Raw genomic sequence first — 20,289 nt, 5'->3', positions numbered from 1 at the left:
AGGTGCGCTGTGTGGCAGGGCAGTAATCTTGCACCTAGATCACCGACAGATATGGAAAGTGACGAACTGTGACCACTGCTGCTGTGGCCCCCGCCAAGGTCTCGGATTTCTACTGCCACCAGGCCATTCCCGGCCTCGTGGAGATCGAGCGGGTTATGGAGACGGACCGGGTGCTGGCGTTTCACCACACCCGGCCGTCACACCCGGTGCACATCGTGGTGGTGCCCAAGGAGCACATTCCGTCGCTGGTGGACCTTGGGGACGGCGGCCCGGAGCTGCTGGCGGAGGTCATGGACGTGGCGGCCAAGGTGGCGGCTCAGGTCACCGAGCAGCACGGTGCCGCCTCGGTGATCACGAACGTGGGCAAGTACCAGGAGTCCAAGCACCTGCATGTGCACGTCGTCCACCGTGGCGAGACCGACGAGGAGATCCTCGGGATGTACGGCCACGGCGACGACTGACGCCTACAGACCGGGGCGTTGGCGCCGCGGACGCGCGGCGGCGAGGGTCTCTTGCGCGATGCGGCCAGCCGCCTCGTGGGTCGCGTTCGGATCCGGCCGGCGGGACTCCACAGGGGCGTCGGCCAGGTGGAATACGGCGTCGGTGAGCACGGCGCCGCCGGTCAGTGCCTGGTCGTCGTGGACGACGAGACACCTCCCTTCCTGACGGCGTGCGTACGCCTCGACGTTGACGAGTTGGTCGCCGCGGCTGACGCTCGCCGGCAGAGGGATGAGGACGGCGCGTGTGCCGAGCGTCTCTAGTTCGGCCAGGGTCGTTGCCCCGGCCCTGCCGATGACCAGGTCGGCCAGCCACAGTGCGTCGGGCATCTCCTCGTGCAGGTACTCGAACTGCCAGTAGCCGGACGCATTGTCGAGGGACGGGTCGCGTTTGCCCTGGCCGCATAGGTGAATCACTGCGAACCGGCTGCGGAGCTTGTCCAGTTGGCTGCGTACGGCGTCGTTGATGCGGTCGGAGCCGCTGCTGCCGCCGAAGACCAGCAGCACCTCTGCGCCGGCCGCGATCCCGAGCCGGCTGCGCAGCCGGTCCGGGTTGCCCTCGGCGAGGTCGTGCCGCAGAGGCAGGCCGGTGACGACCGTCTTCCTGGCGAGCCAGCGCGGCGTCGTCTGGCCGGCCGGTTCGGAGAGACAGACACGGGTCGCCATGCGTGCGAGGATCCGGTTCGCGAGTCCGAGTGAGTGGTCGGACTCGTGGATCACGACAGGGACCCGGCGCAGCCAGGCGGCGATGCCCACAGGGACGGTGACGTAGCCGCCCTTGGAGAACACCACGTCGGGGCGCTCGCGCCCCATGGCCCGCCATGCGGCGCCGATGCCGCGCAGGACGGTAAAGGGCATCCGCAGGTTGCCCAACGAGCGGTAGCGCGTCAATCCGGCGGACGGCACGGAACAGAAACGGATATGGGCCTTGTCCGCGTACTCGTTCTCGATGCTTCCCTTGCGCCCGAAGTACACGAGTTCGTTCGCGCCCTGTGCGGTGAGCTGGGCGGCGACGGAAAGAGCGGGAACGACGTGACCGGCGCTGCCGCCGCCGGTGATTGCAATTATCATCAATACCGTTTCCGGGTTTGCGTGATCTTGTTGTGCTGGCGGTCGGTGTTTTCTTCAGTGCTATCGCGTGCCCGGTGCCTGTCGAGGATCGCATCGGGCGCGGAGCGGCGACTGGGCTGGTCGGGTCGGCCGGACTTGAACCAGGCTCCTTGGCAATGCTTTTGCCGTGCTCCACCGTTGAGCTACGACCCGTTTGCTGTGATGGGTATCAAGCTAGGGGTCGCCGCGTCGGGGCGTCAACCGATCGCCGGAATCTCGTCAGGGTTTTCGCCATCGCTCACTTGCTTGAATTGGCGGGCGAGTCTCTGCGTGCGAGCATGCCGAATAGCGCCGCCAAGACGGGGTATTCCGACGACGCTATTTCCAGATGACTGGTTGCGGGCTCCTGGTCTTATCCGCCGGTGATGATCGGGGGAATGTGGCTGGATTCAGTAACGGTGGTAGTGCGTCCAGTCCAGCGGCTGATGACCTCGATCTCCTGGGCGGGGCGGTCGGGGGAGAGCACGGCGGTGTACGGCAGCCCCAGCAGGCGGGCGTAGCGGAGCTTCTCTCCGGCGTGCAGGGGCCGGTCGTCGACGAAGCAACTCAGGCCCCGGGTTGCGAGGTCTTTCACGAGCCGGTCGGCATGTTCGCGCATGTGCGGCTGGTCGGCGCGGAGCACGGCGAGGTGGATGTCGGCCGGCCCGGTTCCGTGCTTCCAGCGCAGGCCGTGCTGGTCTCGGTGCAGGTCGGCGACGGTCTGCATGCAGCGTGTGATGCCGATGCCGGAGCAGGCCATCCACGGGGTGGCGTGGTGTCCGGTGCGGTCGGTGAAGGTGAGTTTCAGGGGCTGGGAGTACTGGGTGCCCAGCTCGAAGACATGGGCGACTTCGACGGCGCGTACGGCGCGGTGAGTGCCGGGGCACAGGGTGCATCGGCTGCCGTCCGCGGCGTCGGCGAGATCGTGGCCGAGGGGCTGCAGGGCGCGCAAGTGCTGATCTCCTCCCCAGTTCATGCCCGTACGCAGACCCTCGGCTCCGTCCGAGATCGCGAACTCGTCCAGGTCGGCGGCGGAGTGGTCGAACAGCAGGAAGGTGTCGGGACTGGCGGCATCCCACGGGGTGAGGGTTCCGGCCTCCTTGCCGAAGAAGCCGGGAAGGTCCTGCGGCTTGAGAAGGACGACGCGCGAGGCGCCGGTGGCGGCGGCGACTTTGCGGGCACTGACCTGAAGGTCGGAGCGGACGGCTACGGCGGCCGGCTGGATGCGGCCGTCGGGGAAGGTGAGGATGAAGCCGATGACGTTGACGACCGGAGCAGCAGGGGCCGGCGCGGGACGCGCGGGCGTGACGGCTCCGTCGCCGCGGTTGCCACAGTGGTTGCAGGCCACGATGGTGCTCTGCCCGGCACCGGACAGGACGAGGTGTTCGGTGCTGGGCCCGGCGGAGATGGCGCCTCCGTCGGCCGGCGCCTGGAACACGCCGCTCAGTCCCATGCCGGTCAGGGCGGCGGTGCAGGCGTTGTTGAGGAAGTCCACCGACTCGCGCATCGTGTCGGCTGACGTGTCGACCGTGTAGGCGTCGGCCATGGTGAACTCGCGGCCTCGCATGAGTCCGCCGCGGGGGGCGAGTTCGTCCCGGAATTTTCTCGTGTTCAGGAAGAGCCGTACGGGCAGGTCCCGGAAGGAGCGCAGGTGCTCGCGGACCGTAGCGGCCGTGATCTCCTCCGAGGTCGGCGCGAGGCACATTTCCTCGCCGCTGGAGCTGCGCACGGTCAGCAGGGCGCCTTCTCGCTGGTAGGCGTCCCACCGTCCGGTCTCCTCCCACAACCGACGGCTCTGCAGGGTGGGGGCGGCGAAGGTGTGCGCGCCGAGGTCCTCGAAAGCCTGCCGGGTGATCGCCGACAGCCGGTCGTGGACGCGCAGCCCGAGCGGCAGGAGGGTGTGGACGCCTGTCGCGCCGGTGCGGGCCATCAGGCCCAGGCCGTACATCAGGTCAAGCGTTCCAGCAGTGCCGTCGATGGCCCGGGGTCGGACCGGGGGCCAGATTCGGCTGGCATACAGGGCAGTGATGGTCATCGGCGCCCCTCGATCACGGAACGGGACAGGCGGGTCAGCTCTGCGACGGTGTTGGCGAGGTCGTGCCGACGGGCGTTGGCCGCAGCCGCGCTGTGCAGGTCCTGGCGCAGCGCCTCGTCGGCTGCCACGCGGTCGATGAGTGCGGCGAGCGCCGGTGCGTCGCCGGGTTGGTAGGCCATGCCGCCGTCGCCGAGGGTGTGGTCCAGGCCGGGCAGGTCGCCGTAGAGGACGGGCAGTCCGTGAGCCTGGGCTTCGACGGCGACCAGTCCGAAGGCCTCCAGCTGGCGAGTGGTGAACACGAACGCGTCGAATCCGGCGAACCTCTCCCACAGCTCCTCGCGCGGCAGGAACGGCTCGAAGGTGACCCGCTCGCCCAGGCGGAGGGTGCGGGTGCGGTTTTGCAGTCCGGGCAGCTCGCTGCCGCTGCCGATCACGGTGAGGTGATGCCGTTCTCGGGTGAGGGCGAGGGCCTCGATCCCGATGGCGGTGGCTTTGTTGGCGTCGAGACGGCCGGCGTGGAGCAGGTTCAGCCGGTGCCCCGATGTCGGTGCTGCGGTGGGCGCGGGCGGGAGCGGGACACCCCAGGGGACGATTGTCAGCCGGTCGGTGTAGGCGTGGCGGGTGAGCCGGTCCACCTCGAAGCCCATGGCCGTGGTCGGGACGATCACCTTAGTGCTGGCGGCCACGACCTCGGTGAACACGTCGAGGGCCTGCGCGCTTTCGGCGGCGGCGATGACGTCGGTGCCGTGCGCGACGGACACCACCGGGGTGGTGCCGGCCGCGCGGGCGAAGGCGAGTGCGAGGCCGAACCCGAGGTGCTGGGCGTGGATGAGGTCCGGCCGGTGGGCGCCGATCAGGTCGGCGACCTCGTCGGTCAGCTGGGCCGCGTAGGCGTCGAAGGCCGGGCCGTAGGGCTGTTTGCCGGCGGCGAGCAGGGCGGTCTCGAGGAAGTGGTGCTTCCAGGTGCCGCTGCCGGGCAGGCCCAGGTACAGCACCCGGAAGTCGGCGGTGAGCCGCTGGTAGACGTCGCTGCACCAGATGGTCGACCCGCACGAGGGCTCTAACGGCAGGTCGATCCCGGTCATGATCAGCGGACGGTTCATGCCGCGCTTCCCTTCTCGGCGTGCGGGAGGTAGGCCTCGAACGAGGTGCGCAACAGCGCGGCGGTGCCTGCCCACCCCAGGGCGCACACCGCGTCGATGACGGACAGGCCCGGCACGAACCCCTGGCGGGGCCACGCTTGGACGTACTGCGGGTGCCGGTCGGCGAACTCGTTCCACCGCACAGACACCCGGTGGCGTCCCAGCTCGCCTGTGTCGAGGTAGCCGCGGGTGCCGGATCCGGCCCACAGCACGCGCTCCCCGGCAACCGCGCAGATCTGGGCCAGCCGCTCGGTCTTGCCGTCGGCGGTGACCTTCATCTGGGACGTGCGCAGCAGACGCGCCGGGGAGCCGAGCGCGGTGGCAAGGGCAGTGATCAAGTCGATGTTCAGGTCCGCCAGGTACTCATGGCCAGCCGTCAGCGCCGGCCGCAGCACGTTCAGAGCCTCCTCGACGTGGGCGGTGCGGGCGTAGGCGAGGCGGATCTGGCGCAGCAGCCAGTCGGGGTCGAAGGCGGGCGCGATCCGGGTGTCCTTGATGAGCTGGCCCGTCTCCCGGACGACCGGCACGGTCAACCAGGTAATCTTGTCGGCGGTCTTGATGCGGTTGCGGTTCTGCCACCCGCCCCGGGTGTACTGCACGTCGTCGTAGAAGGCGACCGTGTCGCAGCCGAGCAGGGCCTCGCAGAACCCCAACCACGGGGCGAACGGCGGCTGTTCGATGTAGATCAAGGCCGGGCGTCCTCTCGCGAGGGAGCGAAGGTGAGGGTGAGCAGGGTGGTTTCGAAAGCCTCGAAGGCGCGCCCTGCAGCCGCGGCTGAGGGGCGGAGTGACCATCCGGCCTGGGCGGCGCGGTGGCGGGTGTACTCCTCGGTCAGGTACCAGCGCCCGCCCTGGCTGTGGTGCGCGTTCAGGGCACAGACCTTGTCGTCGACGACGTCGGTGATGTCGACGAGGACGGTGGGGCTGAAGCCGGAGCGGGGGGCGTGGGGTTCGCCGTGGAGCACGGTGTGACAGGTCGGCACGCGGGCGCCGGCGTTCGCGGCGGCTGTGGCGACGGCAAGGTGATCCTGATGGTCGTTGGCCGCTCGCGGGCTGTGGGTGATAAGGAGCGTGCACTGAAGCCGGTTCAACTCGGCCTCCACCAGGGAGATCAGGTGGAGGTCGGCGACCAGCGTGCCATCGGTGAGGTGGAGGAAGACCACGTCGACGCCGGTGTCGTGCCAGGCGGCGGTGACCTCCTTCTCCCGCTCGTCCTCGGTGAGTTGACGTCCGGTGACGGCGTCGGCGACCGATACGCCGTTCACGCCGTGGGTGACGACGACGACTGACACCTCTGCACCGGCCTCGCGGGCCGTGCGTAGCGTGCCGTAGCACAGCAACTCGGCGTCGTCCGGGTGGGCGACCACGGCGACCACCCGCTCCGCCGAGGCGCTGGAGGAGGTAGTGGACACGGGCGTCACCGGGCCTCGAAGTCGCGATGGACCAGTGACGGCCGCGGCCCCTCGGACCCTTGGTACTTCCCGTCGTAGAGGACGATCTCCCCTAGAGGGACCCAGAAGGTCACCTGTCCGATGAGAAGCCCCGGGTAGATCTTTACGCGCTGCACGGCGTGCAGTTGCAGGGTGAGCTGCCCGTAGGAGCCGATGTCGATGAGGTCGGCGGTGCAGTGCACGAAAAGACCCAGTCTCGCGACCGACGAGCGGGCGCGGATGATCGGCACATAGGAGTCGCTGCCGATCTCCTCGCGGGTGGAGGCCAGGTAGATGCGGTCCGGCTCCAGCACCATGCCCTCGCCGGGGATGGTGTGCGCCTCGAACGGGTTCTCGCGGGCGCAGTCGAGGACCTCGCAGGTGTACCAGCCGATGCGCTCGCCCAGGTGGAAGTTGTAGGAGTTCGGCTGGAGCAGCCCGGCGTCGAAGGGATTGATGCGGATGGCCTCGGTCTTCACCTGTGCCTCGATCTCGGGACCGGTGAGGATCATGCAGCCACCTCCTGCCGCACCAGTGCCGCGCCGACCCCGGCCGCCACGGCCGGGGAACACGGGGCGGGCTCGCTGATGTGGGCGTAGTGCCCGGTGTAGAGCAGACGGCCCCCGACCGGCGCCCAGAAGCTGACTTGCCCGATCCTCATCTCCGGGTAGACCCGCAGCGGCTGAACCACCTTGATCTCCAGCGTCCACCGGTGAGCGGGGCCAAGCTGACCGAGGTCGGCGGAGATCTGCAAGAACATGCCCAGCCGACCGAGCGAGGAACGGCCGATCAGGCTCGTCACAAACTCGGCACTGCCGAGGGTTTCAACAGTCGCGCCCAGGTACACGACGCCCGGACGCAGGACATACCCCTCTTCGGGCAGCTCGATGACGGCCGTCTCGGCCGGGCGCGTCGGGTCGGTCGGATCGCTGATGATCTGCTTGAGCGTCCTGCCGAGGCGGTAGTTGTAGCTGTTGGGGTTCAGCAGATCCGCGTCGAACGGGGCGATCGTGATGCGCCCGGCCTCGACCGACTCGCGGATCGCGGGGCCTGTGAGGATCATCGCGTGCCTCCGACTGCTCCCGCACCGACGTACGTCTGCCGCAGCAGCCTCCGCTCGTCGGCGCCATAGCGGTCCTGGCCGTCGCCGAGCGGCATCCGGCCGTGCGCGTAGCGGTGCTGGTCGACGACGAGCAGGTCGCCCGGCTGCAGACGGATGGTCGAGCGGCAGGCATAGACGGTGTCGACGAACCGGCCGAACGCGGCTGCGACCGCTTGGGGCTCCTCGGCGTCGAGGAGTTCGCCGAGATCGAGGTGCGGGCCCATTTTGGCGGTGAACCGGATTGGCTCATTGCCGTCGATCCGGGGCGGCAGGACGGGGAACCGGTCCAGGCTCTCGCCGACGCCGTGCACGTCAGCGTCGGCATAGTAAGAGAAGGCCGACTCGGTCAGGAGCGCACGGTCGGCGTTCGACAGCGCGTCGGCGGCCTGCCAGAGGTCGGCGAGCGCCGATGCCCCGCCACCCAGCGGGTCGGCGCGGACGCAATACAGGGCGATGTAGCGAGGGAGCCGGTCACGGTCGACGAGGTCGACGTGCAGCCGGTTCTCCCCGATGCCATGCGTGCGCCCGGGGTCGGCGGCCAGGCTGACCGCCAGGTCGCTCCAGCAGCCGTCGCCCGGATACACGGACACGACGGGGCCGAGGCTGGAGAGCAGACTCAAGCTGAGCTCCAGGTTCAGCGGGTGGTCCCGTCCCTCGAACTGGACCAGGGCTCGGCCCGCGCCCGGACCGGTGACGGCGTCGGCGAATTGGCCAGGTGCGTGCGGGCCGCTGGTCAGTTCGCGGCCTTTCAAGGTCAGCACATCACTCATGAGGACTCCGAACGAGATCGGTGAGGGTGTCGCGCAGGGTGCGCGGGGGATGGACAGGGTGGGCGGGCAAGCCGAGGCGGTCGGCGACATAGCCGGTGGTCACGACCGGGCTCGGACCTTGAGCAGAGTCGGAGGTGGCGGTGAGGAGTTCTTCGCCGACGGCGTGAGAACGGGCCGTCAGGACGTCGAGCGGGCATGGGGCGTCCAGGACGACGAGGTCACTGTCGAATGGGGCGCAGGCCATCAGGTCCCGGCGCGTCACGGTCTGCGGCAGACCGCTGCGTAGGGTGTAGAGGTTGAGCACGAACGTCTGCGCACCGAGGATGCGGCGGGCATGGTCGGCGAGACGGCGGGCGACGTCGCGGCGGTCCGCCAGCGGTGCCTCCAGAGTGCCGAGAAGTTCTTGACCCCACGCCTCGTACGCCTCCAGGTCGGCCTCCAGGCCGTCGCCGGACGACGCGGAGGGAGGGCAGGTCTCCTGGGTGACCCGGTGGGAACCGGACGGACTGAGGACCATGCGCAGCAGGCCCGTTCCGGCGGCCGGGGGCTTCGCGACGTGCCGGCCGGTCTCCGTCCAGTGCGACCACGGCGAGTGGCAGTGGGAAGCCACCACCACAGGCAGCGGCCAGCCGGTCTCCTGGTCGGCGACGTCGGCGAGGAAACCCGTGTGGCTGACCCCGATGACGATGTCGGCGCCGGCCTCCCGCAGCCGGGCCGCCTCCGCGCCGATCAGCTCTGCGGTCGGGTCGCAGTACGTGAAATCGGCCCGCTCATGGGCGGGGATCGTCTCGAAGGCCTGCCGCCCCAGATAGCCGACGACGCCCAGACGATGCGCGCCACGCTCCAGCATCAGGCCGCTGACCCAGCGGCCCGCAAACGCGGGCGGAGGGCGGAGGTTGGCACAGACCACCGGCGGGAAGCGATCCGGATCCCGCAGCCGCATCAGATCGGGAAGATCATGATTGCCGGGCACGACGGCGTCGTACAGCTCCGACAGGAGGCGCTCCTCGACCCGCCCCTGGGAGAAGGTGTGGAAGGCGCTGCCGGAGAAGAAGTCCCCGGCGTCGACGACCACAGCGCCCTTCGCCTTCGCCGACCGGACGGCGGCGAACGCGGAGCGGCCGTCGGGGAGAGCGGAGTGGAAGCAGCCGGTGGCGATCACTTCGAGCATGGCCGGGTCCTCTCAATGGCCACCACGCGCAGGACCGACGGCGCCGGAGGGTAGAAGTTCGCCCGCGCGATGCCGTCCACCTCCTCGACCCGCAGGCCGACACCCCCGTCGGCCGCCAGCTGCTCGGCGCCCAGGATCGGCATCACCACCAGGCCCCGCACCAGCCGCTGAGAGCCGAACACATGGCGGACCAGAGCGGCCGCCAACTCCGGGGCGAACGGCATGATCGACACCAGCGTGCTCCCCGCCTCCAACCCCTGGTCGAGATCAACGTGACGGACGTCGTCGATCGTGACCCGGGCGCTGTCGCCGAACTCGCCGAGCTGCCGCTCCAGTTGGCGCTTCAGCCGGTGGTCCTTCTCCACCGCCCAGATGCGGTAGCCCGCCGCGGCGATCGTCGCGGACAACGTGCCCAGGCCCGCGCCAACCTCGAGGACTTGGGCTCCGCTCGGTATCTCCGCCCGTTCCAGGAGCCGGAGAGCGGATTCGGGTGAACGCAGGAAATGCTGCCCCAGGTCCACGCGTACCTGGAACCCGCTGGCCGCGAAGTCGTCAGCGGGGGCCGGGACTGTGCCGATGAGCGGTGACTGCTGCATCACTGAGTTCCCTTCACGATGCATGCACGCGACGCCGGAGTCCGGCGTACTGGTGATGGAGACAAGGCCCTCGGCCCATGGGTGCTGGCCGAGACCGCCTTGGGGGCCAGCTCCTGGTCGCTGGAGTGATCGAGTGTCGGGCAACTGCGCGTGCCGTAAAAGGAGTTGACGGTCATCCCCCGGTAATCCCGACGCGCTCGCGGCTACGCTCAGCGCAGGCACCGGTGATTGGATGACAGCGTGGCCGAGAAGACGCACCCGCTGGCGCAGGCCCGGATCGCGCGCGGGATGACAGGAGTTGATCTCGCCCGGGAGATCCGCGGCGCTGCCGAACGCCGCGGTCTGCGATCGGGTGCGACCAAGCAACGCGTCTACAAGTGGGAGGCAGAGGGCGTCACGCCCGATGCCGACTCGCAGGCCTACATCGCCGAGGTACTCCAGGTCCCTGCCGGAGCAGTTGATCCTCGCTCGTGGCCCAACTGGCTGCCGGGAGTTGGCGGCATGGTGATCCCGCTCGGTCCAGCCAGTTCGGTCACCGCACTCCGAGAGGCATTGCGAACGACCATGGAACGCTCTTCCCGCTCCCGCCGTACCTTCCTGACCGCAATCTCCGGCAGTGCCCTGGTCACTCTGGCCACCACCTGGGCATCGCCCGATATCTGGGCCGTGACAAGCGATCCGGCACACGGTACGAAACCTGTTGGGGAGGAACTGGTCTCCCTGCTCGAAGAGACCAGCGCCCGCCTGACCGTCCAGGCGCCTGAACAGCGACAGCACACCGCGCCCTTGGTTGACGCGCTCCTGACCACGGTCACGGACATCATCGAAGGCAGCCGGTACAACCGGCCGGTCCAGCTGCGCCTTCACGCACTCGCCGCAAGCCTGAGCCAGACGGTGGGCTGGCATCGGTTCGACTACGGGTTGCACGCCGAGGCGAGCCAGTACTGGATCGCCGGCCTGCACAGCGCCCATACGGGAGGCGACCGCGACATGGGCGCGGCGCTGCTGGGCGACCTCGCCTACCAGGCCTCCTGGCGGGACGATCCGCGCACGGCCGCCGGCATTCTCGAACGCGCCCTTTCCGGGACCCGGCACCCCGCTGCCCGGTCCCTGCTCCACCTCCGGCTCGCCCGGGCGCTGGCGGCACAAGGCGAGCAGCGCGCCACCCTGCGGGCCCTGACTGCAGCCGAGCGCCTTCTCGATGCCTCGTCCGGGGAACCCGTACCGGCGTGGTGCGCGTGGATGTCCAGCGCCGATCTGGCCGTCGACTCGGGCCAGGCCCTGCTCGACCTGGGCGACACCCACCGCGCCCACCAGCTCATCCGCGAGGGCCGGAAGCTGCTGCCACCCAGCCGCGACAAGACCCGTGGCGTCTTCCGCGCCTACGAAGCCCGCAGTCACCTCGACTTGGGAGAACCCGAACGCGCGGCCTCGGCCGCGCTGGAAGCACTTCAGGTCGCCCAGCGCATCGGTGCCCCGCGGTGCGTCAGCCTCGTGCGTGATCTCGTTCCGGCGTTCGAGGCGTACCCGCACGCTGAGGGGGTCCGCGAACTGCTGGACCAAGTCGCCGCGTAACCCATCGGCAGAACCCCGCCAGTTCGGACCGCACACGGGTCCGTGCAGTACCTGATGATGCGATCCGCTTCGAGGAAACGGTGCGACCTCTTCAAGAGCCGTGATCAAATCGGCAATTGTTGGATTCAGGGTGCGACGCATGGCTTGTTGCGCATCCTGAGTTCCCCCTTTTTTAGCGCCTCGGTCAGCAAGCCGAGGGCCGAGGAGTGGACGAACGTCCCCTCCTGCCGGGTGCCGCTGAGGATTCCAAGTCTCTTCAGCGGTCTGAGGGCGGACTTGAGCGTGCCGTCGGTGGTGCCGAATTCCTCGGTGAGCGCCTTGGTGCCGGGGATCCTGCTGCCTTCCGGATAGGTGCCGTCCTTGATCCGCCCCGTGATCACATCCCGGATGCGTGGGGATTCGGTACTCGGCAGGGTCCAGGTCTGTATCTGCCCCGATCGCTTGCGTACCTGGAGGGTGGATCCGGGGGGCGGGGTGTCGGGGTCCATGACCACAGTGCCGAGAGCGGGGATGCCGAGGGTGAGTCCGGCATGGACCAGTCGGGCCAGAGCCCGTCGCACGGAGTCGTTGAGGACACCGAGTTCTACGCACAGCCGTTCCCGTGAGGGGAGCACGTCACCGACCTGGTAGGTGCCGTCGGCGATGCGGGACCGCAGGACCGTTTCCACCCGATGGGCCTCGCTCGCTTCGTCGAAGCCTTTCCCAAGGTCGACGAGCCGGTGCACAAGTGCGAAGGGGCAGCCCAGGAAGGCGGCGATGCCGAGCATGGATCCTCCCGCGCGGTGGGCGGCGGTGACCGCGTACGCGTACCGCGCACGGTCGTCGTGGGTGAGCCGTACGCCTGGTGTGTAGACGGGCAGTTCTTTGAGGTGCTGGTGCCAGGGCGGGGCGTCGCTCGCGTGTGTGCGTCGGCGCTCTTCGGCGTGGGCACCGGTGCCCATCTGATTGACGGGTTCGGTGTAGGGTTCGCCGCTGGTCACGGTGGTCTCCATCGGATGGGTGCTGGATTGGTGAGTACCGGATCCTGTGTCGCTGTGCCCCAACACGGCGACACAGGACCGGAAGCCGGCCCTTCGTTCCCTGAATCACCGACGGTCCGGGGAACGAAGCGCCCGCGTCCCGTCGGCGAGCGGGGAGTCAGAACATCGCTCGATGACGAGGGGTTGAACCAGCGCGCGGCACAAGGGATTCGTCTCGGCGACGCCTGAATTCTGACCCTCTGACGGCGGATCAAAAGTGACCCTCGCGGTGGTCTTCGCCTGAACCTGATCTTGATCGGAAGGTCAGGAGGGAAGGGTGATCCGCGTGGAGGACTGGGCAGAGATCCGCAGGCTGCACCGGGCCGAGCAGATGCCGATCCGGGCGATCGCCCGGCATCTGGGCATCTCGAAGAACACGGTGAAACGTGCACTGGCGAGTGACCGGCCGCCGAAGTACGAGCGGCCGGCCAAAGGCTCGGTGGTCGACGCGGTCGAGGTGCAGATCCGTGAGCTGCTCAGGGAGACCCCGACGATGCCCGCCACCGTGATCGCCGAGCGGATCGGATGGGAGCGCGGGATGACGGTCCTCAAGGAGCGGGTGCGGGAACTGCGGCCCGCCTACGTTCCCGTCGATCCGGTCTCCCGCACGACCTATCAGCCGGGCGAGCTGGCCCAGTGCGACCTGTGGTTCCCCGACGCGGACATCCCGCTCGGCTACGGGCAGACGGGGCGACCGCCGGTGCTGGTCATGGTGTCCGGCTACTCGCGGGTGATCGCCGCACGGATGCTGCCCTCCCGCACGACCGGCGACCTGATCGACGGGCACTGGCGGCTGCTGAACGGGTGGGGCGCCGTGCCCAAAACGCTGGTCTGGGACAACGAGGCCGGGGTCGGCCGCGGCAAGCTCACCGCAGAGTTCGCCGCGTTCGCCGGCCTGCTCGCCACCAAGATCTACCTCTGCAGGCCCCGTGACCCCGAGGCGAAAGGGCTGGTCGAACGCGCGAACGGTTATCTCGAGACCTCGTTCCTGCCCGGCCGCACGTTCAGCGGCCCCAGCGACTTCAACACCCAGCTGACCACCTGGCTGGCGGTCGCCAACCGGCGCCTGCACCGCACCCTGCAGGCCCGTCCCACCGACCGCTGGGAGACCGACCGGGCCGGGATGCTCACCCTGCCGCCCGTCGACCCGCCCGCCTGGTGGCGGATGCAGACCCGCATCGGGCGTGACCACTACGTCCGCGTCGATACCAACGACTACTCCGTGCACCCCGAGGCGATCGGACGCACCGTCACCGTGCTCACCGACAACGACGAAGTCATCGCGCTGGCGCCCGGCGGCGTGATCGTCGCCCGCCACCCCCGCTGCTGGGCCCGCCACCAGACCCTCACCGATCCCGATCACGCCGCTGCGGGCCAGACGATGCGCGGGCAAGCCCGCCATCAGCAGGCCGCCCGGGTCGAGGCCGGTCCGCTCGTCGAGGTCGAGCAACGCGAACTCGGCGCCTATGACCGGCTGTTCACCGTCATCGAAGGCGGCGGCGACAGGGAGGCCGGCTGATGCCTCGCACCACCAGTGCCCCGGCCGAAAGCACCGGAGCGGGCCGTAGGACCGGCTCCCAGACCATCGCCGACCTCGCTTTCCTCGCCCGCGCGATGAAGGCCCCGGCCCTGCTGGACGCCGCCGACCGGCTCGCCGAACGCGCCCGCAAGGAGTCCTGGACCCACGCCGAATACCTCGTCGCCTGCCTCCAACGCGAGGTCTCCGCCCGCGAATCACACGGCGGCGAGGCGAGAGTACGTGCCGCCCGCTTCCCCGCGATCAAGACGATCGAGGAGCTCGACGTCACCCATCTGCGCGGCCTGACGCGACAACAGCTCGCGCATCTGGGCACGTTGGACTTCATCGCCGGCAAGGAGAACGCCGTCTTTCTGGGCCCGCCGGGCACTGGGAAGACACACCTGGCGATCGGCCTCGCCGTCCGCGCCTGCCAGGCCGGACACCGCGTCGCCTTCGCCACCGCCGCCGAGTGGGTCGACCGCCTGGCCGCCGCCCACCACTCCGGACGGCTCCAGGCCGAGCTCACCAAGCTGAGCCGCTACCCGCTGATCGTGGTGGACGAGGTCGGCTACATCCCCTTCGAAGCCGAGGCCGCGAACTTGTTCTTCCAGCTCATCTCGAACCGATACGAACGCGCGTCCGTGATCGTCACCAGCAACAAACCCTTCGGACGCTGGGGAGAGGTCTTCGGCGACGAGACCGTCGCCGCCGCCATGATCGACCGCCTCGTCCACCACGCCGAGGTCCACTCCCTCAAAGGCGACTCATTCCGCATGCGAGGACGCGAACTCGGACGCGTCCCCGCCACTACCGACAACGACTGAAACGACCGAACCGAAGACACCCGGGTCAGATTTCACCTGTCCAGACTGGGTCCAGGTTCAGCCGCCGCCGACAATTCGCGGGGCTGCCGCGCGCGGGAGCTTCAGACGGCCGAGGATCTTGTCCGATCCTGCGCGTGCGGAACGCCTGCGGTGGATACGGCCACCTCGGCGGAAGGCGACTTGCGCATGGTGTTCTTCCTCGAAGCGAATGGGTCCGGGGTGGTGCGGAATCCCGACACGGAGTGCTGACCTGCCTCTGTGGCAAGGGGCGGCTGGGGCCGTGCTCCCTCCGCGCCGGGGGTCTCACAGACCGGTCCGTCCGGGTTGCGTGTTCAGCCGCGCCCGCGCAACTTCACACCGGCGTCCAAAGGCCTGCGACGGACGGCTCCGAACGAGCGGTTCGTGTGGCCGGAGATGTCGCGGATCGAGCCGCCTACGCGGGCTCGGGTACGTGCGCCTCGTTGGACGACTCAGACATGCCTTCTCCAGATCAAGGAAGCGTGGTTGGCGAGGGCGCAGCCAGCTCGTGGGCGGCGAATGGGCTTCGGTAGCGGCGGCAGTCATCAGCCGGTGGCTGATCCAGATGAATACGGCCCAGACAAGAAGCACCAGCACGAGCCGGTACACGTAGTCGAGGTCCAGCAGTGGAAGATCGCCGCCTTTGACATCGAAGACGGCATGGGCGGCCATGAGGGGCAGCAGACTCCGATAACGCCGGTACAGCCAGACGCGGCCGACAGCGAAGAGGACCGCCATGATCGCAGGGAGCCCGGTGTAGGCGTGCATGAGGACTTCGATGACGCTTGCAAGGGTGTAGACCTCCCATGCGGGACGGCGTGCGGCCGTCAGCAGTGCGGTCGTGGCCGCAACTACCACTACGTCCTCGATCGCCACCGTCCTCACGAGGGCGAGGGCAAATTTCCCGGGACTGTCGATACCGAGGACGGACAGTTGATCGCCCTGCATGACGGGTATGCCTTCGATCCCGGCCCAGCGGATGAGGCTGTCCATCAGGGCAGCCGCCGCTCCTGATACGACACAGACGACGAAGGCCATCCAGCCGATCTTCCAGTCGCGCAGCCGCTGGGCGGGCGTGGCAGGGAGCTTGCCGCCGAGGGAGACTCCGTGGGCTCGGGTCACCTCGACGGTCAGCCACACGAGTACACAGGCGAAGATCATCTGTCCCGCAAAACGTGCGAGCGTACTGGAGGTGGGAATTGCCGAGTACATGGCTGCTATGCCGCAGGCGGCAGCGGCCGAACGCTGGAGCAGGCGCGATCGGTTGGAGACCCGAGGGCTAAGACCGGTCCGGGCGATGACCATCCACATGAGCCAGAAGAACAGGACCATGGAGGCACCGACCTGGCCAAGGCCGATCCGGAGGACATCCTGCGCCGACCACTGCACGCCGTACATGGCACCGACGGCCATCACACCCCTGGCCAATGACCAGTAGCAGCCAAGCAGCAGCAGCCCGACCACGTGCACGACAACGCGGCGTGCCGGCCGGTCCGGTAACGGAGCGGCCATGGCGTCGTCGGGGCGGAGTTGGGGCGTGGAAGGGGCACCGGCGGGCTGGACGAGCTCTGGTGCGGGAATCGTGGAAGTCATACGCCCGCTCCCACTTCCACATCGAGCACGACGGGACGGTGATCGGACAGGCGCCCGGTGTCCGGGGTGCGGTAGTCGTGCACCGGCAGGCCATGCACGAGGATGTGGTCCAAGCGCAGCGGAACCGGTTCGTTGGCGTAGTAGTAGCCGACGGTCTCGGATCGGGGCCTGCCGGTGAGCATCTCGGGGTCCTGCCAGCCGGAGGACAGGAGCACCTGAATGGCCCGGGTGTCGGCGTCCCCGAACGTCCCGTCGTCCCGTCGTCCCGTCGTCCCGCACGATCAAGTAGCGTGATCGCAGATTCTTCGGAACTTGGGTCCAGTCAGCGTGGTCGAACATCGGGCTGGGGCAGTTCATGTCGCCCATGAGCAGTGCCCGGGGTGGCACGCCAGGGAAATCTCCGGCGTAGTCGGTCATCCAGCGGGCTTCCCTCAGTCGGGTCTCGCCGTCGGTCCAGCTCAGGTGAGTGCCGAAGGCCAGGAACTCGCTGCGCTCGTCCTCCGCCTCGTCGACGGGACGGAACCGAGCCCGGATCAGTGCATGGTGGAAGATGCCTTCGGCCAGCTGCCGCCAACCCATCAGACGGAATTTCGAAGGCCGGTAGAGCATCGTGGTGAAGTTGCGGCCATCACCGACATGGGAGGGCGCCATGTCAACCGGTGCCAGGCCCAGTGCGTAGGCCATCGACGCCAGCCGGCTCCGCTCGTCCTCGTCCCACCGCCTGCACTCCTGCAAGGTGAGCATGTCCACTTCGAGGCTCGCGAGGACCTTCGCCTGTTGGCTGAGGCTTTTCCCCGAGACGCCGTTAATATTCCAGGTCGCGGCGCGCGCTCTCATGCCGACCCCTCAACGGTGAAGGACGCGAAGGCGTCGGCGTTGCCTGCCGCTGCAGAACTCTGGCGAACCCGAGCGCCGGCAGTCTCGGAGGACAGGACACGGCGCAGAGCGGAGAAGCTGAACGTGGCGAGCACCGGGGGGTGGTCGGAGGCCGCGATCACGTCATCATTGACCACGACCCGCAGACTGGTCAGGCAGCCCGCGACCTGCGGTGTCGCAAGTACCCAGTCGATCCGCTGGCGTGATCCCTGGTTGGTTTTCCATAGCGACGCCGTCGGGTTGAGGGCTGTCTCCTGACCGAGTTCGGTCGCGGCGTAGTACGCCAGGTCGACGAAGACGGGTGGGTGCCCCTCGTGCTCACCGCAGAGGATCTCGTGTGCAACGGTGTCGGAGATCCGCTTGCCGTCCCGGACGATCGTGCGGTGCTCGTAGTGGCTGCGGTCCTCGACCTTCGACCAATCCGGCAGCGGAGTACGGTCGTTCAGCCTGTGTGGGTAGGAGTTCCCGTCGCCTCCGATGATCGCTGCCATGCCCGGTTTGCCCAGCGTGGTCAGCCGTTTCGCCTCCGTCGCACGTGTTGCCGGGTCCCATGAACAGAGGTGGAACGATCCGAGGCTCAACGCCTGCGTGGCGCCCTTGAGCAGGGCAACCGGGTTGCACACCGGGTGCCACAGCTTGGTGCCGTGCTCATAGTGGTTGGTCGGCTGGCACACCTCGTAGTCCAGGTACACGCCGGTCGGGTTGGCGGATTCCGGGGTGGCGGTAGCAAGGAACGGGAAGTGGTGGCCGAGCCGGCGTGCCTCGTTCCAGACCATGCTCTGGCCGTCCCGATCGGCACGTGTCAGTTCCTGCCGGAGCAGTACATGCGGCTGGATGGCGTCCAGGACGTCCATGGCCAGGTCCCAGCGCGCGGTGGAGCCGTCCTTGTCCACCCCGTTGTGCTCGATATTCCACGAGAGGACACGGAACTCGTCCTTGGGACTGCTCAATTTTTCTCCCTGTTCAGTTCGGGCCCCTTTCTGCCCCCGGCACCGTCATGCCGAGGAGAGAAAGAGGGTTTGTGTGATGGCGCAGGCTCAGCGGTGCGTTTGGTCGGTGGCGGTAAACGGAGCGAAGGCCTCGGCGTCGTAGCTGGGGAGCTGGCCCCAAGGACAGATATGGGTGTTGAAGCGGGCGGCCAACTGGGTCAACCCGAACAACAACTCCAGGACGACCTGGTCGATGCGCTCTTCTCTGGCGGGGAGGCTGTTCATTCGGCCCCCTTCCCTTCTGTTTTGCGGCCCTGTTCTCGTGCGCGCTTTCTCCGTGCGGGCGCATGGTTGGAGTACTCCGAGATCGGGGTGTTTATGGAGGCGGCCCTGATTTCTGACGGCGGCCGTGGCAAAGTCCAGATGTGCGGCCAGCCGAGTCCAGGCTGATGGCCACCGGAATTCCAGGTGGATGGCCGTCTGACCAGTGGTGTTCCTGATCACTTCCTTAACTGGAGGAGACCCCTCCGACCGTTTGCTGGTGTTTGCACGCATCAGCTACCGGCCGGAGAGGTCCTGTGACGAAGTCTGACACGGAGATTATGGAAATCCTTGAGGCGTACGACCTGACGGGGACGGTCTGGTCGGCGGCGGCCCTGGCGGGGCACGACCCGAAGACGGTCAAGCGGTATGTCGAGGCCCGCAACGGCGGGCGCAATCCCTATGAGCGAGAGCCGCGGCCGAAGATGATCGATGCGTTCCTGGAGAAGGTCGAGGAGTGGGTCGAGCAGTCGAAGGCGACGATCCGCGCCGATGTGGTCCACGAGAAGCTCGTGAAGATGGGCTACCGGGGCAGCGCACGCTCGACGAGACGGGCGGTGAACGCGGCGAAACTGGCGTGGAAGGCGGGCAAGCGCCGAACGTACCGCCCGTGGATACCCGAGCCGGGCCGGTGGCTGCAGTTCGACTGGGGCGAGGGGCCGCGCATCGGCAGCCGACGGACCTGGCTGTTCTGCGCATGGCTGTCCTGGTCGCGGTTCAGGGTCGTGATCCCGGTCTGGGACTGCACGTTGGGCACGCTGGTGGCCTGCCTGGACACCACGCTCAGGCGGATCGGCGGGGCGCCGACGTATGTACTGACCGACAACGCGAAGACGGTCACCGTCGAGCACATCGCCGGGATCCCGGTACGTCATCCGCAGATGGTCGCCGCGGGCCGGCATTACGGCTGCCAGGTGGTCAGCTGCGTGCCCTACGACCCCGAATCGAAGGGCGGTGCGGAGGCCACGGTCCGTATCGCGAAGGCCGACCTGGTGCCCACAGATGCGAACCTGCTGGCCGCCTACGACACCTTCGCCGAGCTCGCCGATGCCTGCCTGACCTGGTGCGATGCGGTGAACTCGCGCCGTCACCGGGCGACCGGGCAGATACCCGCGAGCCGTCTGGACGTCGAACGCACCACACTGCATGTCCTGCCCATCGAGCCGCTCGCGCTCGCGCTGGGCGAGGAGAGGCTGGTCGGCTCGGACCGCACGATCAGCTTCAACTCGGTGCGCTACTCGACCCCGCCGGGCTATACCGGGGCCAAGGTGTGGTGCCGGGTGGTCGGCGAGGAACTCTCCATCACCGCCCGCACCAACTCCGGTGATCTGTCGGAGATTTGGCGCCACCAGCTTTCCACCCCGGGTGTTCCGCAGATCATCGATGAGCACTACCCCGACCATCCCGACGGCCGCAGCATCCACCAGCCGAGGCTGCGGCCCCGCTCGGAAGCGGAGATCGCGTTCGTGGGCATCGGCCCCGGAGCCGGGCGCTGGCTCAAGGAGGCCGGACCCGCCGGCGCGGTCCGCATCCGCGCCAAGATGGCCCGCGCGGTCGAGCTGGCCACCGTCCTGGGCAACGACCACGTCGACCAGGCCCTCGGCCTTGCGGCCACGGCCGGGCGATTCGCCGACGACGACCTGCTCTCGATCCTGGGACACATCGCCGACAGCAAGCCCGCCGGCGAGGTCGTCCGCGCGGACGAGTCCCACTCCGTCCAGAACGGAACCATCGGCTGGCAGGCCCTGGGCCGCTGAGCCAACACGCCGCCCGCCACCGCATTC

At 68.4% G+C, this 20,289-nt stretch carries 20 protein-coding genes, 1 tRNA gene and 1 pseudogene; 5 read left to right on the top strand and 17 right to left on the bottom strand.

The window, feature by feature from the left end:
• Positions 1 to 68 precede the first annotated feature (68 nt).
• On the top strand, positions 69 to 461 hold the full coding sequence (locus LUX31_RS32160; protein ID WP_235478817.1) for an HIT domain-containing protein: 393 nt from the start codon (positions 69 to 71) through the stop codon (positions 459 to 461).
• Positions 462 to 464: 3 nt separating this feature from the next.
• Here LUX31_RS32160 and LUX31_RS32155 read toward each other — a convergent pair whose 3' ends face one another.
• The 11 genes from LUX31_RS32155 to LUX31_RS32105 form a co-directional block, all read right to left on the bottom strand.
• Positions 465 to 1,568, bottom strand: a complete 1,104-nt coding sequence (locus LUX31_RS32155) for a UDP-N-acetylglucosamine--N-acetylmuramyl-(pentapeptide) pyrophosphoryl-undecaprenol N-acetylglucosamine transferase (RefSeq protein WP_235478816.1) — start codon at positions 1,566 to 1,568, stop codon at positions 465 to 467.
• Between the two features lie 117 nt (positions 1,569 to 1,685).
• Positions 1,686 to 1,760 (bottom strand) — tRNA-Ala (locus LUX31_RS32150).
• Between the two features lie 199 nt (positions 1,761 to 1,959).
• Positions 1,960 to 3,621: a proline--tRNA ligase gene (locus LUX31_RS32145; RefSeq protein ID WP_235478815.1), complete on the bottom strand. Its 1,662-nt coding sequence runs from the start codon at positions 3,619 to 3,621 to the stop codon at positions 1,960 to 1,962.
• A complete protein-coding gene (locus tag LUX31_RS32140) occupies positions 3,618 to 4,724 on the bottom strand; it encodes a glycosyltransferase family 4 protein (protein WP_235478814.1) in 1,107 nt (368 codons plus the stop codon). Before LUX31_RS32140 ends, LUX31_RS32145 begins: the two co-directional genes overlap by 4 nt.
• Positions 4,721 to 5,452: a WbqC family protein gene (locus tag LUX31_RS32135; protein WP_235478813.1), complete on the bottom strand. Its 732-nt coding sequence runs from the start codon at positions 5,450 to 5,452 to the stop codon at positions 4,721 to 4,723. Before LUX31_RS32135 ends, LUX31_RS32140 begins: the two co-directional genes overlap by 4 nt.
• The gene (locus LUX31_RS32130; RefSeq protein WP_235478812.1) at positions 5,449 to 6,174 is read right to left on the bottom strand and encodes a PIG-L deacetylase family protein; all 726 of its coding nucleotides are present in this window, start codon (positions 6,172 to 6,174) and stop codon (positions 5,449 to 5,451) included. Before LUX31_RS32130 ends, LUX31_RS32135 begins: the two co-directional genes overlap by 4 nt.
• A 5-nt stretch (positions 6,175 to 6,179) precedes the next feature.
• Entirely contained in the window at positions 6,180 to 6,704 is a 525-nt protein-coding gene (locus LUX31_RS32125) for a dCTP deaminase (RefSeq protein WP_235478811.1), read from the bottom strand.
• Complete coding sequence (locus LUX31_RS32120) at positions 6,701 to 7,255, bottom strand: dCTP deaminase (RefSeq protein WP_235478810.1); 555 nt, start codon at positions 7,253 to 7,255, stop codon at positions 6,701 to 6,703. Before LUX31_RS32120 ends, LUX31_RS32125 begins: the two co-directional genes overlap by 4 nt.
• Positions 7,252 to 8,064 (bottom strand): TauD/TfdA family dioxygenase, encoded by an 813-nt coding sequence (locus LUX31_RS32115; RefSeq protein WP_235478809.1) that lies wholly within the window; start codon positions 8,062 to 8,064, stop codon positions 7,252 to 7,254. The genes LUX31_RS32120 and LUX31_RS32115 overlap by 4 nt, the downstream gene beginning before the upstream one ends.
• Positions 8,057 to 9,235, bottom strand: coding sequence for a bifunctional metallophosphatase/5'-nucleotidase (locus tag LUX31_RS32110; RefSeq protein WP_235478808.1), 1,179 nt, complete (start codon positions 9,233 to 9,235; stop codon positions 8,057 to 8,059). Before LUX31_RS32110 ends, LUX31_RS32115 begins: the two co-directional genes overlap by 8 nt.
• Entirely contained in the window at positions 9,223 to 9,831 is a 609-nt protein-coding gene (locus tag LUX31_RS32105; protein ID WP_235478807.1) for an rRNA adenine N-6-methyltransferase family protein, read from the bottom strand. Before LUX31_RS32105 ends, LUX31_RS32110 begins: the two co-directional genes overlap by 13 nt.
• A 240-nt stretch (positions 9,832 to 10,071) precedes the next feature.
• Between LUX31_RS32105 and LUX31_RS32100 the strand changes: the two genes are divergently transcribed.
• Positions 10,072 to 11,406 (top strand): helix-turn-helix domain-containing protein, encoded by a 1,335-nt coding sequence (locus LUX31_RS32100; RefSeq protein WP_235478806.1) that lies wholly within the window; start codon positions 10,072 to 10,074, stop codon positions 11,404 to 11,406.
• Positions 11,407 to 11,531: 125 nt separating this feature from the next.
• Here LUX31_RS32100 and LUX31_RS32095 read toward each other — a convergent pair whose 3' ends face one another.
• Positions 11,532 to 12,386 (bottom strand): GntR family transcriptional regulator, encoded by an 855-nt coding sequence (locus tag LUX31_RS32095; RefSeq protein ID WP_235478805.1) that lies wholly within the window; start codon positions 12,384 to 12,386, stop codon positions 11,532 to 11,534.
• A 316-nt stretch (positions 12,387 to 12,702) separates the two neighbouring features.
• Between LUX31_RS32095 and istA (LUX31_RS32090) the strand changes: the two genes are divergently transcribed.
• Both istA (LUX31_RS32090) and istB read left to right on the top strand, forming a co-directional pair.
• Positions 12,703 to 13,944, top strand: coding sequence for an IS21 family transposase (gene istA / locus LUX31_RS32090; RefSeq protein ID WP_235478804.1), 1,242 nt, complete (start codon positions 12,703 to 12,705; stop codon positions 13,942 to 13,944).
• Positions 13,944 to 14,768: an IS21-like element helper ATPase IstB gene (gene istB, locus LUX31_RS32085; RefSeq protein ID WP_235478803.1), complete on the top strand. Its 825-nt coding sequence runs from the start codon at positions 13,944 to 13,946 to the stop codon at positions 14,766 to 14,768. The genes istA (LUX31_RS32090) and istB overlap by 1 nt, the downstream gene beginning before the upstream one ends.
• A 303-nt stretch (positions 14,769 to 15,071) precedes the next feature.
• Here istB and LUX31_RS32080 read toward each other — a convergent pair whose 3' ends face one another.
• The 5 genes and pseudogenes from LUX31_RS32080 to LUX31_RS32065 form a co-directional block, all read right to left on the bottom strand.
• Entirely contained in the window at positions 15,072 to 16,379 is a 1,308-nt protein-coding gene (locus LUX31_RS32080) for a CPBP family intramembrane glutamic endopeptidase (RefSeq protein ID WP_235478802.1), read from the bottom strand.
• A complete protein-coding gene (locus LUX31_RS32075; protein WP_235478801.1) occupies positions 16,376 to 16,594 on the bottom strand; it encodes a hypothetical protein in 219 nt (72 codons plus the stop codon). Before LUX31_RS32075 ends, LUX31_RS32080 begins: the two co-directional genes overlap by 4 nt.
• A 70-nt stretch (positions 16,595 to 16,664) precedes the next feature.
• Positions 16,665 to 17,216, bottom strand: a pseudogene (locus tag LUX31_RS37735) (endonuclease/exonuclease/phosphatase family protein); the annotation flags it as partial.
• On the bottom strand, positions 17,213 to 18,205 hold the full coding sequence (locus LUX31_RS32070; RefSeq protein ID WP_235478800.1) for an endonuclease/exonuclease/phosphatase family protein: 993 nt from the start codon (positions 18,203 to 18,205) through the stop codon (positions 17,213 to 17,215). The gene LUX31_RS32070 and the pseudogene LUX31_RS37735, both read right to left, overlap by 4 nt.
• Before the next feature lie 87 nt (positions 18,206 to 18,292).
• Entirely contained in the window at positions 18,293 to 18,469 is a 177-nt protein-coding gene (locus tag LUX31_RS32065) for a hypothetical protein (RefSeq protein ID WP_235478799.1), read from the bottom strand.
• Positions 18,470 to 18,786: 317 nt separating this feature from the next.
• On the opposite strand from LUX31_RS32065, the gene istA (LUX31_RS32060) reads away from it, so the two are divergent.
• Complete coding sequence (gene istA / locus LUX31_RS32060) at positions 18,787 to 20,262, top strand: IS21 family transposase (protein ID WP_443046085.1); 1,476 nt, start codon at positions 18,787 to 18,789, stop codon at positions 20,260 to 20,262.
• Positions 20,263 to 20,289: the final 27 nt, after the last annotated feature.

Origin of the sequence: Streptomyces sp. GQFP, from assembly GCF_021545335.1 — a bacterium.
Taxonomy (GTDB): domain Bacteria; phylum Actinomycetota; class Actinomycetes; order Streptomycetales; family Streptomycetaceae; genus Streptomyces.
The sequence above is the reverse complement of the archived record's forward strand: the minus strand, read 5'-3'. Positions and strand labels throughout refer to the sequence as shown.

What these genes read in the sequence shown, in the direction of transcription:
- LUX31_RS32155 (WP_235478816.1), bottom strand. Translation starts at nt 1,568, where the DNA reads ATGATAATTGCAATCACCGGCGGCGGCAGCGCCGGTCACGTCGTTCCC.
- LUX31_RS32145 (WP_235478815.1), bottom strand. Translation starts at nt 3,621, where the DNA reads ATGACCATCACTGCCCTGTATGCCAGCCGAATCTGGCCCCCGGTCCGA.
- LUX31_RS32140 (WP_235478814.1), bottom strand. Translation starts at nt 4,724, where the DNA reads ATGAACCGTCCGCTGATCATGACCGGGATCGACCTGCCGTTAGAGCCC.
- LUX31_RS32125 (WP_235478811.1), bottom strand. Translation starts at nt 6,704, where the DNA reads ATGATCCTCACCGGTCCCGAGATCGAGGCACAGGTGAAGACCGAGGCC.
- LUX31_RS32120 (WP_235478810.1), bottom strand. Translation starts at nt 7,255, where the DNA reads ATGATCCTCACAGGCCCCGCGATCCGCGAGTCGGTCGAGGCCGGGCGC.
- LUX31_RS32115 (WP_235478809.1), bottom strand. Translation starts at nt 8,064, where the DNA reads ATGAGTGATGTGCTGACCTTGAAAGGCCGCGAACTGACCAGCGGCCCG.
- LUX31_RS32110 (WP_235478808.1), bottom strand. Translation starts at nt 9,235, where the DNA reads ATGCTCGAAGTGATCGCCACCGGCTGCTTCCACTCCGCTCTCCCCGAC.
- LUX31_RS32105 (WP_235478807.1), bottom strand. Translation starts at nt 9,831, where the DNA reads ATGCAGCAGTCACCGCTCATCGGCACAGTCCCGGCCCCCGCTGACGAC.
- istB (WP_235478803.1), top strand. Translation starts at nt 13,944, where the DNA reads ATGCCTCGCACCACCAGTGCCCCGGCCGAAAGCACCGGAGCGGGCCGT.
- LUX31_RS32080 (WP_235478802.1), bottom strand. Translation starts at nt 16,379, where the DNA reads ATGACTTCCACGATTCCCGCACCAGAGCTCGTCCAGCCCGCCGGTGCC.
- LUX31_RS32065 (WP_235478799.1), bottom strand. Translation starts at nt 18,469, where the DNA reads ATGAACAGCCTCCCCGCCAGAGAAGAGCGCATCGACCAGGTCGTCCTG.
- istA (WP_443046085.1), top strand. Translation starts at nt 18,787, where the DNA reads ATGGAAATCCTTGAGGCGTACGACCTGACGGGGACGGTCTGGTCGGCG.